Raw genomic sequence first — 10,940 nt, forward strand, 5'->3', positions numbered from 1 at the left:
TGTGAAGCCCTATATGGGTGCGTAGCAGGGGTAGAGCGAGAGAACACCGGTAAGAAGTTGTGTTCCTGGCCTGGTCTGGCCATACACAAGCCCCGGCGTTTACGCCGGGGTAGGTGACCAAGACGTTGAACCTCGGCCTCCTCCGCCACGAGGATTCGACCGTCCGAACTGCCGGAGACGAGGTTACACACGGGATGCGAATCACGGGTAAGACGAACAAGGTTCGAATCAAGCGAACGAAGTTCGTCCACGATGCGGTCGGTGGCTTCTCCCTCTATATCGAGGATGGAAACAAGCCAGTGTACGTCGAAGACAGCGAGTTCAAAGGCGATGGCGGCCACGACAGCGCGCGCGCAGCCATCCGCTGTGACCGCGACGAGTGCCAGTTCCACAACCTCGATGTTAGACAGACCGGGACCTGGCGCCGCTGTGCCATCGAACTGCACGGGAGAGACTATCTGCTCTACGATGGGAAGTACGTCAGTCGCGAGCCTCCGGTCAACAACCACGCCGACGACACGTGGGTCGAGAACATCTACGCCAAATCGACCGCCGGTAAGGTCGGGGCCAGACTCTACGCCAGCGGTGACGGAGTGTATCTCAAAAAGAACACGCTCGTCAACGGATTCCAGGACCGGGGATGCGATAACCTCCGTCCTACGACAACACCTACTGAGTCGAAGAACGCCTTCCGTTGGGGACGCGTACCGGTGGCAGGACGGTAAGTTCCCCGCGATTCGTGACGAACGGTACGTATCGACGTCCGCCTCTTTTCGTACTCCGCACCAGTGTCTGGTGATACCGACGCTGGCATCGTGAACGAGCGACGCGACAGCGGGCTACCGACTGGCGTCGTACGCATCGAACCACGACGAGACGACCTGCTGGAGGGCACCAGTCGTGCTACCGAGGTTCAGCAGCTGATACCCCGAGTTCGCTTTCTCGTTCACGTCGTCCATCCCGAAGCCGAGGCCGCCGACCGGCACGTCCGCATCGATACTCGTTGCCCGTACCGTTTCGACTGCGTCTTGGACATCCGAATGGTCCAGTTCGCCGGGGTGGCCGAGTGCTACCGAGAGGTCGAGTGGCCCGATAAATACGAAGCCGAGGTCGGGCACGGTGAGGATGTCGTCGAGGTTCTCGACCGCAGTCGGATTCTCGACCGTCACGCCGACGACGGTCTCCTCGTCCTCTGTTCGAACGTACTCGTCCCTCATCCCCCACCGACTTGCGCGCGGGTTCGCGAGGCCGCGCGCACCCGCAGCGTCGTCGTAGCGAAACCGTGCTGCGCGGACGATACGGGTGACTTCCTCCGCCGTCTCGACTCGCGATACGAACAGGTTTCGAACGCCAGCGTCGAGGGCTTTCCTGACGAGCCCCGGGTCGGGGGCCGGGAGTCGAACGAGGAGCTCCGTCCCGGTAACGTCGGCCGCCCGTAGCAGTTCCTCTAGCCGTTCTCCGTCCCACGGACTCGGGCCTGCGTGTTCTAAGTCTATCCAGACGAAATCCAGCCCCAGCTCACCGAAAAATTCGACGAGCGTCGGGGTGTACGTGTTTTCGAGCACCCCGAGCGCCACAGCATCGCCGTCGAGCGTGGCACGAAGCTCGTTGGTTCGTGGTGTTTCCCCCATGCCACGAAGCGTCGCGGCGGATTTCGATAAGTCTGCTTGCCATCTCTCCGGTCCGAGGAGACGAGAACGGTTCGATAGTGTCGGAGTACACGGAGAGTACAGTCTTATTAGTCTCGTCGTGGTACCAGGTGAGGGAAGACCATGCCGGGTGTTACCAGATTACAAGAGATGTACGAACAGATGGTGACCGCACGTCACTACGAAGAGCGCCTCCAGGAGGAGTACTTGGAGGGCAAACAGCCTGCGTTCGACATCTCCGCCGGACCGATTCCGGGCGAACTCCACCTCGCCGCCGGTCACGAGGCGTCAGCAGCAGGTGTATGTGCCCACCTCCACGACGAAGACACCGTCACGGCGCCACACCGCCCTCACCACGTTGCCATCGCCAAAGGCGTCGATTTGAAACGCATGACTGCGGAGATTTTCGGGCGCGAGACCGGGCTCTGCAGGGGGAAAGGCGGTCACATGCACCTGTTCGACCCCGAGGTGAACTTCACGTGTTCGGGCATCATCGCGGAGGGCTGTCCACCTGCGGTCGGGGCGGCACTCGCGGCTAAGAAGCGCAACACGGACGACGTGGCGGTCGCGTTCCTCGGCGAGGGTGCAATCGACCAGGGAGGCTTCCTGGAGTCGCTCAACCTCGCGAGCGTCCACGACCTGCCGGTGGTGTTCGTCGTCGAGGACAACGACTGGGCCATCAGCATGCCGAAAGAGCGAATCACCGACGTCGAGAACGGTGCACAGCGTGCTGACGGGTTCGGCCTCCCCGGCGTTCGCGTCGACTACGACGACGCCGTCGCCGTGTACGACGCGGCCGAAGACGCCGTCGGCCGGGCGCGTGCCGGCAACGGACCGACGTTGCTCGAAGTGCAGGTACATCGCCGGATGGGTCACTTCATGGGAGACGCCGAAGGCTATCGCCCGAAGGAGGACGCGGAGCGGGCCGAGCGTCTCGATTCTATCGAACGACTGGCCGACGACCTTCGGGAACGTGGCGTCGAGGACGACGACCTCGACACCATCCGTCAGCGTGCCGAAGAGCGCGTCGACGAGGCCATCGAGTGGGCGAAAGAACAGCCAGAGCCGGACCCCGAAACGGCGTACGAGGACGTGTTCACGAACCCGCTCGAACGCTGGCCGCCACGGCCGACGACCACGCCATCGGGAGGTGACGACTGATGGCGAGCGCACAGGAAACGACCGAACGCGAACTCACGATGAGTCGGGCGATGGTAGAAGCTATCGCCGCGGAGATGGAGGAGAACGACGAGGTGTTCGTCATGGGCGAGGACGTCGCCGACTACGGCGGTATCTTCGACAGCACTGATGGACTGCTGGAGGAGTTCGGCCGAGACCGGGTGATGGACGTACCGATCAGCGAGACGAGTTTCGTCGGCGCGGCTGTCGGTGCGGCACAGGCTGGATTGCGCCCGATTGCCGAACTCATGTTCGTCGACTTCTTCGGCGTGTGCATGGACCAGATCTACAACCAGATGGCGAAGAACACGTACATGAGCGGCGGTGGCGTCAGCGTCCCGATGGTTCTGATGACCGCGGTCGGCGGCACCTACAACGACGCTGCCCAGCACTCCCAGACGCTGTACGGCACCTTCGCCCACCTTCCCGGGATGAAGGTTGTCGTCCCGTCCACTGCGTACGACGCCAAAGGTCTCATGCACGCCGCCATCCGCGACGACGACCCGGTCGTCTTCATGTTCCACAAACGGCTGATGGGTATTGGCTGGATGCCCGCGCCGGAAGGTCCGAAGACGCCGGTACCAGATGACGACTACACCATCGAGTTCGGCGAAGCCGACGTGAAACGCGAGGGCGAGGACGTGACAGTCGTCACGCTCGGCCTGCACGTCCATCGGTCGCTCGCGGCCGCCGAGGAACTCGCCGACGAGGGAATCGACGTGGAGGTCGTCGACCTCCGGACGCTAGTGCCACTCGATACCGAAACCGTCGAGCAGTCAGTCCGAAAGACGGGTCGGCTGGTCGTCGTCGACGAGGACTACCGCTCGTTCGGCGTCTCCGGCGAGATAATCGCCCAGGCGGCCGAGTGCGCGCTCGACGATCTGGAGGACGTTCGCCGCGTCACCATGCCCGACGTGCCGATACCGTACGCCCGTCCGCTCGAGCAGGAGGTCAATCCCGGTGTCGACGACATCGCCGAAGCGGTACGCGACGTCCAGGAATGAGTGGGGAAACCATCGACGTGGACTCTGCCGACGTATGGCCGACGGACGCCGAAGATGTCGAGGAAGCTATCGTCGCTAACTGGTTCGTCCGCGAGGGCGCTCACGTCGAGCGTGGGGACACGATAGCCGAAATCCAGATCGAGAAGGTGAGTGTGGACGTGCCGGCACCGGAAAGCGGCCAGGTCGTCGAGGTGGCGATACCGGAGAACGGTGAGTTTACACGGGGAGACAGCCTGGCGCACATTCGGCCCGATTGAACGGTGTCACCACCCCTTCGGGCGCGTTTTCGACCGTCCACCGTGGGGTTCGGGGCGGACGTGGAGTTCGCGTGCGTCTCGATTGGACGGTCGGCAGATGAGGGACGGTCGGCAGATGAGGGACGGTCGGCAGATGAGGGACGGTCGGCAGATGAGGGACGGTCGGCAGATGAGGGACGGTCGGCAGATGAGCGGCGACCGGTTCGAACGACGAATCGTCACTCCGTCAACAGTCGACGGGGTAGGTCAGAGACGAACGAATCCACGCACCATCGTTCCGCGTGTCGTACACCATCACGACCCGGCCGCCATCGTCGAAATACTCGGTAAACCGGATTCGTGAGAGTCGGTCGTTCGTCGTCATTGTGGGGTTCGGGGTAGAGGTACGGGAGGTCGGTGAGATGGCGTTCAGTCTCTCTTCCAGGCATCGTGACACGCTTCGTCACAGAACGAGTGGAGGCGAACCGACCCGACGTCCGTCGTTTCCGTGACGACAGGGAACCAGTCCATGGTCTCGATGGGGTCGCCACACTGGGCACACACCGGTCGTTCGGTCGACGAGTCGACGCTGGTTCGAGTTTCTGGTTTTTCCACTTCGGAATCGTCGTTCATGACTCGACTGCAGACAGCGGTGTCGCTTCCACGACTCGATTGTCGGTGATAGTCACCGTACACCCACCCATGGTGAAGCTGACCTTCGATTCGGTTTTCCGTTCGGTCGTCGGACAGGGTCGAAACAGCCGGTCCAGAGCGTCGGGGTCGATTACGTCGTACAACGGGGTGTCGATATCGATGGGGTCGATTCCGGTGGCGTTCGCGACGGCGCGGAGAACTGCCTCGCTGACGCGTCCATCCTCGACCGACACGAAACCTGAGTCACTTCGTTTGCTCATACGTTCTATGCTAACCGTTGACGAGCAGTATCGACATAGTGATTACAGCTAGCTACGGAGCACCGTGAAGTGACCGGGGCTAGATGTCTAGTGGTTCGGGTTCGAGGAGGAGTTCGAACAGCTTCCGTTGGGCGGCACGGAGATGGTTCATGAAGGTCGGTTGGGCGATGTCGAGCGAGCGTGCGACCTCTTGGCCCGTGGTGTTGCGTGGCGACTCGAAGAATCCACTGAGATACGCGGTCTCCAGGACCTGTTGCTGGCGGTCTGTGAGTCGGTCCTTGAAGACAGCGCGACAGGTTTGTACCGTCTGTAGCGGGCGTTCGCGGTCACGCCGAGCGGCGAGTTCCAGCCCCGGATAGCGCAGTCGAAGCGCCTCTACGAACTCTCGAACGTCGATGGAGTGTGGCACGTTGACGACTGCACGAATCTCGGCTTCCGTAGCGATAATCGACGCCGGCACCGCGCCGCGTTCCCCGAGCGCGACCGGGAGCAGTTGCTCCGTAACGGAGAGGTCGAACAGCACCGAACCATCGTGTTCGGTGACGCGGCGACTGGCGACGACCCCCGCCACCTCGTCGAGATACGCCTCGACTTCGCCCGCGTCTGTCTCCTGAACCGTAACGAACAGGTGGTCTGTGTCGTCGTCCGAGACGATTCCCTCGTACACGAGCGTACACTCCATCGCGGTGGCCAGTCGCTGGAGAATGTCGCCCGAGTCACGCACGCACAGAACCAACTCGGAAATCCGGTCGGTCAAGAGGCCACGTTTCGTTTCGATGCCGTCGATGGCGTACGCGATGGTCTCGCCCAGTTCCTCGAACACCGCCCGTGAGAAGTCGTTGAACGCGTCGGGGCGGGTCGCGTAGACCGTCAAGACGCCGTACGAGTGGTCCCGATAGACGAGTGGTAAGCTGATGACCCCCTGGTAACCACGCTTGAGCGCCTCGGGTCGCCAACTGACACGGTCCCCGCCCGCAGAGACGTTGTCGATAGTCGTCAGTTCCCCGTCCAACGCTACGGTCACCGCCGGTTCCAGCGTCGCCCGGTCGTCACTCGTTCCGAGCGAGACGCTGTCAAGATAGCCGCGTTCCGTCCCCGCCCACGCCTCGGGGACGACCTGCGATTCCGTTTCGTCGAGGGTCCCGACCCACGCCATGGCGAATCGGTCGGTCGCCGCGAGACGCTCACAGACGTCCCTGAGGATGTCTGAACGCGAGTCGGCGAGGACGAGGAGGTGCTCGATGTCTCGAAGGAGTTCCGTGGTTTCGTGGAGTCGTTCGAGTCGTGCTTTCTGCCGTTCGAGTTCTTCTTCCCGCTCGCGGAGCGCGGACTCGCGGCTGACTCGGTCGAGTGCTGCTTGCGTCGTCGCAGCGAAGATACTCGCCAGTTCGACGGCGTCCGTTTCGAAGACCCCCGGTCGGTCGTCGACGGCGATGAGGACGCCGTGGTCACCGAGTGGCACGTACAGGCCGCTCCTGATGTCCGTCTCCCGGTTGTAAACGTACTCGGACTCACGCACGTCGTTGAAGACGTGCGTCTCTCCCGTGGCGAACACCTGCCAGGTGATACTTTTGCCCGCCGCGAACGGCGTCGGAGACCCCACGAGCGGCGGAACGTCGTCCGAATGTGCCACCGGCTGGAGCGTGTTCGTCTCCTCGTCGAAGAAGTAAACGACCACGCCGGGGAGGTCGAGGACCGACGCACCCGCATCGGCGACGATTTGCGCGACTTCCTCCCTCGAATCCGCGTCGAGCATCGCCTGTGTCTGGGTGTGCAGTGCCGTGAGCGCCTGTTCGTGACGCATTCGCTCGGAGACGTCCATCGAGACACCGATGACGCCCGTGACCGCATCTGTCGCATCGCGTACCGGCTGATACCAGGTTTCGAAATGTGAATCGTGAATCTCGTGGACAGCGCGGAACGTTTCACCTGCAAGCGCCCGTCGAACGTCCGCGAGGGCGTCGGGATAATCGGCCAACCAGTCGAATATCGAGTCGCCGATGGCTTCGCTGGGGGACGCATCGAGTGCCGACAGTCCTCGTCCTTCCGAGAGCGTGAACGTCCCCGCGTCGTCGATAGCGAACACGATGACCGGGACATTCTCGATAACAGTTCGAAGCCGTTCTTCGTTCTGTCGAAGTGCTCGCTGGCGCTCCTTGCGGTCGGTGATATCACGAACGATGCCGACGAATCGATTCGGGTCGGTGGAATCGCCGTATCCGATTCCCATCGCCTCGACCCAGCGTTCGGCCCCATCTTCGCGGTGAATCCGATACTCGATGTTCTGGTTCCAGCTTTCCTCCTCGATGAGAGAGACGTCATCGGGGTGGACCCGCTCGATGAACGCCTCGTAGGTTCCTTCGAACGTCCCCGGGTCGAGGCCGAATATCCGTTCGACCGTCTCGTCCCACAGCACCTCATCGGTGTCAGTATCCCACTCCCAGACGCCGGTTTCGGTTCCTTTCAACGCGACTTCGAGTCTGGTCTTCGTCTCTTCGAGTTCACGCTCGCGCTCGATTCGCTCGGAGATGTTGCGGACGACACCGACCGTTCCCTGGTCGCGGGAGTGCTCGTCCGAAGGGAGCGGTTGGAACCGAATCTCGACCGGTATCTCGTCTCCGGTGGCCGTGTACAGACTCGACGTGTACGTCTCCGCATCGGTTTCGCCAGCCAACACGCCCTCGCGCAACGTCGTCGATTCTTCGAGGCCACCCTCGTCGGATACCAGCGCGGGCGTCGCTCCGACGAGATCCTCGCGAGCGTAACCGGTCAACTCGACGAGCGCGTCGTTGACGGTCGTGAACTGGAACTGGTCGTCGGTCGTATAGATACCGTCGCCGACCGTCTGGACGATGGTCTCGTAGCGTTCGAGTTCCCGTTCGCGCCGTTTTTGCCCGGTGATGTCCGTGTACACGGCGTAGTACTGCTCACTCGATTCGCCGAGACGGGTCGGAATCGGTCGCAGGAGGAAATCGCGCACACCGTGTGCCGTCTTTCGTCTGACCTCGGTTTCGAGGTACTCGCCCGCTCGTGCCCGTCGGTTGATTTCGGCCGCTTCATCCGTGAACGGCGACGGGACGACCACGTCGTCGACCGGCCGTCCCACCACCTCCTCTGCCGTGAAGCCGAAGGTCTCCTCGAAGGCGGGGTTCACCCGCTCGATTATCGGGACGTCGCCGTCGGACTCGCAGTACGCTATCGCATCGCCTGCGTTCTCGAAAAGCGCTGCCACCCGGTCACGTTCGACCTGGAGACGGTGGTCGCGCTCGACACGCTCGGAGATGTCGCGAATGACGCCGACCGTCCCGTCGAACGACCCGTCGTCTGCGGTGAGGGCGGTGAACCGAACTTCGACGGGTACCGTCGTCCCGTCGGCTCGATCGATGGTGATGTCGTACTTCTCGACGTCTACCTCACCCGCCAGGAGACGGTCACGTTGGCTCATCGCTTCGTTCACCGTCGCTTCGTCCGCGATGAGCGAGCCGTGTGCTCCCACGAGTTCGTCCCGGGAGTAGCCCGTCAGCGCCGTCATCTCCTCGTTGACGGAGACGAACCGGAACTGTTCGTCCAGCGAGTAGATACCGTCGCCGACCGTCTGGACGATGGTCTCGTAGCGTTCGAGTTCCCGTTTCCGCGCCGGTTGGTGGAACTCGTCGACCGGTTCACGGGCCGTCTCGACGACGACCGCGAAGACGAGGTTGCTCTCGGGAATCTCGCTCAGTCGACAGTCACACGACCGATGGCCGTCGCCGTTCGTCGAAAGGGTCACGGAGACGCTCGCCTCGCCGTCTTCGAGCGCCGATAGTACCCCGGCGTCGAACCGGTCGGATTCGACGAACAGCTCGACGGCACGCTTCGTTTCGAGGTCCGTGTCACCGTATCCTGTCAGATCGGTCACTCTGTCGGTCCACCACGTCAGTGACTCACTGTGCTCGAACGCGAATGCGAATATCGTGTCGTCTAACGCCGAGAGTAGCTGTGGACACGACCGCGACTCCTCACGCAGCCACGACGCAACGGCGTCGAATCCACCGGCGTCCGGCGAAGTCCGTCTGTCGGGGAATGATCTCATACTGACACTTCCGTGGTGAACACAGAAGCTGACGGTTACAATGGGATGGACAATCATGAAGGCTTCTAACACGGCCGGACGATTCCGGAGATTACGGGCTCGATGCCCTGTCGTCCCCCGACGACGGACCGTCCGCCGACTCGCTGGCGCGACCGCCGAATCTCGTCCGCACCGAACGCTTTCTCCGTCAGTTCGGCTTCCGGTCGCGTCGGTTCGCAGGCCGTATCGACCGGAGCGTCACGCCGAGTGCGAACAGGGTCAACCCGAGGTCGCGGACGAGGACGTCCACGAACTGTCCGGTCTGGACCGCGCCGATGGCGAGGTTGAGGACGACGCCGGCGAGCGAGAGCGCCGTTATCCCCGCGACGAGGGGCGTGTAGAACCGCACGACCAGCGCAACGCCGAACGCTATCTCCACGACGCCGTTCACGACCATCGAGAGACCCAGCGGGTACGGCCAGAGCGCGGCGACGATGGGTGCGGTGTAGCGCGCCCAGACCATCGGTTCGAACAGTTTGTCGAGACCGGCGAAGAAGATGAGGATGCCAAGTCCGACCCGAAGGACGGCGTCGTCGGCCCGAGCGTACGGTTCGAGAACGCGAAGATACGCGTCGTACACGGCAGTCGTTCGACTCGTCGAGTCCATACTGTCGCTGTCGGTGCACAGTTCCAAGTCCGTTCGGTGGGGTCGGCAACGATGCTGTCGGGGTTTTATCCCCGCCGTGGACAGAGGTACCGACGAACATGATACCCGGTCTGACGCCCCGCGCGGGGCTCGACTCTGCAGTGACGTGGGGTCCCGACGGCAGATTCGACGCCGCGAGAGAGGACGCGACCGCCGCATTCGCCGCTGGGTGTGTTTCCTGATGGTCGAGTTCGCGCTCGACGAGGAGACGCGCCTCGTCCTCGACAGTTTCGAAACCTTCCTCGACCGCGAGGTCGTCCCAATCGAAGACGAACTGGGGGAGACGTACGCCAATCCGCGGAAACGCAGACGTACCGACGGCCGCCCCGTCGAGGAAGTCGTGGCGGCGGTTCGGGAGGTACGACGGCTGAGCGCCGATACCGGTTTCTACGCGATGAATCTCCCGCAGGAGGCTGGTGGCGAGGGCGTCTCGCTCGTGACGTGGTACGAGGCGAAAAAGGCCGCGGCGGCACACGAAAGCGAGTTGGCCGGGTGGGCGCTGGCGGGTCCCGAGGGACCGAAGCCGCTGTTGCTCAACGCGGACGCAGACCAGCACGAGGAGTACGTCGAACCGGTCGTGCGAGGGGAAAAATCCACCGCGTTCGCCCAGACCGAACCTGGCGTCGGGTCGGACTCGCCCAACATGACCACCACCGCCGAGAGAGACGGCGACCAGTGGGTCCTCGACGGGGCGAAACAGTGGATTACGAACGCACCGTTCTGTGACTTCGTCCAGGTGTTCGCGCGAACCGCGCCGATAGAAGAGACGGGGCGGTACGGCGGCATCACGTGTTTCATCGTCGAGTGCGACGAGTTCGAACTCGGGTCGATAAACAACGCCATCGGCGTCGGCGGGTGGCAGGCGGAGATTCGTCTCGATGGCGTACGCCTCCCCGACGACCGGGTACTCGGCGAGGTTGGCCACGCGTTCTACGACGCGATGGAGTTCCTGTCGCTCGGCCGTCTCGAACTCGGAGCCGAGGCCGTCGGCCACGCCCAGCGACTGCTGGACGATGGGTTCGCCTACGCGAACGACCGCGAGGCGTTCGGTCAATCGGTGACATCCTCCCCGCCGTAAACGGCTGTCTCTTACCCACAAGTGCTAACGCCGCAGCTGACGAACCGAGGCTGTAAGATGCGGCATGGTTCACATAGTTGGCGGCCTGATATAGATGATGACGGAGAGTTGTGTGACATGGAT

Annotated in this window: 10 protein-coding genes and 1 pseudogene; 5 read left to right on the top strand and 6 right to left on the bottom strand. The window is 62.8% G+C overall.

The features are described 5' to 3' along the window. Positions 1 to 113 precede the first annotated feature (113 nt). Positions 114 to 725 carry a hypothetical protein gene (locus ACR3FF_RS23205; protein ID WP_458190509.1) on the top strand — a complete coding sequence of 204 codons (612 nt, stop codon included), beginning with the start codon at positions 114 to 116 and terminating at the stop codon, positions 723 to 725. A gap of 114 nt (positions 726 to 839) precedes the next feature. Here ACR3FF_RS23205 and ACR3FF_RS23210 read toward each other — a convergent pair whose 3' ends face one another. After that, entirely contained in the window at positions 840 to 1,631 is a 792-nt protein-coding gene (locus ACR3FF_RS23210) for an HpcH/HpaI aldolase family protein (RefSeq protein ID WP_458190510.1), read from the bottom strand. A 168-nt stretch (positions 1,632 to 1,799) separates the two neighbouring features. Here ACR3FF_RS23210 and ACR3FF_RS23215 point away from each other — a divergent pair, with 168 nt between their 5' ends. From ACR3FF_RS23215 to ACR3FF_RS23225, 3 genes are read left to right on the top strand one after another with little or no spacing between them, the layout of a single operon-like run. Then, positions 1,800 to 2,810 carry a thiamine pyrophosphate-dependent dehydrogenase E1 component subunit alpha gene (locus tag ACR3FF_RS23215; protein ID WP_458190518.1) on the top strand — a complete coding sequence of 337 codons (1,011 nt, stop codon included), beginning with the start codon at positions 1,800 to 1,802 and terminating at the stop codon, positions 2,808 to 2,810. Then, the gene (locus ACR3FF_RS23220) at positions 2,810 to 3,832 is read left to right on the top strand and encodes an alpha-ketoacid dehydrogenase subunit beta (protein WP_458190511.1); all 1,023 of its coding nucleotides are present in this window, start codon (positions 2,810 to 2,812) and stop codon (positions 3,830 to 3,832) included. The genes ACR3FF_RS23215 and ACR3FF_RS23220 overlap by 1 nt, the downstream gene beginning before the upstream one ends. Further along, positions 3,829 to 4,089: a lipoyl domain-containing protein gene (locus tag ACR3FF_RS23225; protein WP_458190512.1), complete on the top strand. Its 261-nt coding sequence runs from the start codon at positions 3,829 to 3,831 to the stop codon at positions 4,087 to 4,089. Before ACR3FF_RS23220 ends, ACR3FF_RS23225 begins: the two co-directional genes overlap by 4 nt. Positions 4,090 to 4,315: 226 nt before the next feature. Here ACR3FF_RS23225 and ACR3FF_RS23230 read toward each other — a convergent pair whose 3' ends face one another. From ACR3FF_RS23230 to ACR3FF_RS23250, 5 genes are all read right to left on the bottom strand, one after another. After that, the gene (locus tag ACR3FF_RS23230; RefSeq protein WP_458190513.1) at positions 4,316 to 4,453 is read right to left on the bottom strand and encodes a hypothetical protein; all 138 of its coding nucleotides are present in this window, start codon (positions 4,451 to 4,453) and stop codon (positions 4,316 to 4,318) included. 44 nt (positions 4,454 to 4,497) lie between these two features. Then, positions 4,498 to 4,701, bottom strand: a complete 204-nt coding sequence (locus ACR3FF_RS23235; protein WP_458190514.1) for a DUF7576 family protein — start codon at positions 4,699 to 4,701, stop codon at positions 4,498 to 4,500. Next, positions 4,698 to 4,982 (bottom strand): HalOD1 output domain-containing protein, encoded by a 285-nt coding sequence (locus ACR3FF_RS23240; RefSeq protein ID WP_458190515.1) that lies wholly within the window; start codon positions 4,980 to 4,982, stop codon positions 4,698 to 4,700. Before ACR3FF_RS23240 ends, ACR3FF_RS23235 begins: the two co-directional genes overlap by 4 nt. A gap of 79 nt (positions 4,983 to 5,061) precedes the next feature. Further along, entirely contained in the window at positions 5,062 to 9,054 is a 3,993-nt protein-coding gene (locus ACR3FF_RS23245) for a PAS domain S-box protein (RefSeq protein ID WP_458190516.1), read from the bottom strand. A gap of 187 nt (positions 9,055 to 9,241) precedes the next feature. Further along, entirely contained in the window at positions 9,242 to 9,700 is a 459-nt protein-coding gene (locus ACR3FF_RS23250) for a DoxX family protein (RefSeq protein WP_458190517.1), read from the bottom strand. A gap of 220 nt (positions 9,701 to 9,920) precedes the next feature. Between ACR3FF_RS23250 and ACR3FF_RS23255 the strand changes: the two are divergent. Next, positions 9,921 to 10,799 (top strand): annotated as a pseudogene (locus ACR3FF_RS23255) (acyl-CoA dehydrogenase family protein); the annotation flags it as partial. Positions 10,800 to 10,940 lie beyond the last annotated feature (141 nt).

This window comes from Haladaptatus ordinarius (genome assembly GCF_054177595.1).

Coding starts and splice junctions, on each gene's coding strand:
- ACR3FF_RS23210 (WP_458190510.1), bottom strand. CDS start 1,631: ATGGGGGAAACACCACGAACCAACGAGCTTCGTGCCACGCTCGACGGC.
- ACR3FF_RS23240 (WP_458190515.1), bottom strand. CDS start 4,982: ATGAGCAAACGAAGTGACTCAGGTTTCGTGTCGGTCGAGGATGGACGC.
- ACR3FF_RS23220 (WP_458190511.1), top strand. CDS start 2,810: ATGGCGAGCGCACAGGAAACGACCGAACGCGAACTCACGATGAGTCGG.
- ACR3FF_RS23235 (WP_458190514.1), bottom strand. CDS start 4,701: ATGAACGACGATTCCGAAGTGGAAAAACCAGAAACTCGAACCAGCGTC.
- ACR3FF_RS23225 (WP_458190512.1), top strand. CDS start 3,829: ATGAGTGGGGAAACCATCGACGTGGACTCTGCCGACGTATGGCCGACG.
- ACR3FF_RS23250 (WP_458190517.1), bottom strand. CDS start 9,700: ATGGACTCGACGAGTCGAACGACTGCCGTGTACGACGCGTATCTTCGC.
- ACR3FF_RS23245 (WP_458190516.1), bottom strand. CDS start 9,054: ATGAGATCATTCCCCGACAGACGGACTTCGCCGGACGCCGGTGGATTC.
- ACR3FF_RS23230 (WP_458190513.1), bottom strand. CDS start 4,453: ATGACGACGAACGACCGACTCTCACGAATCCGGTTTACCGAGTATTTC.
- ACR3FF_RS23215 (WP_458190518.1), top strand. CDS start 1,800: ATGTACGAACAGATGGTGACCGCACGTCACTACGAAGAGCGCCTCCAG.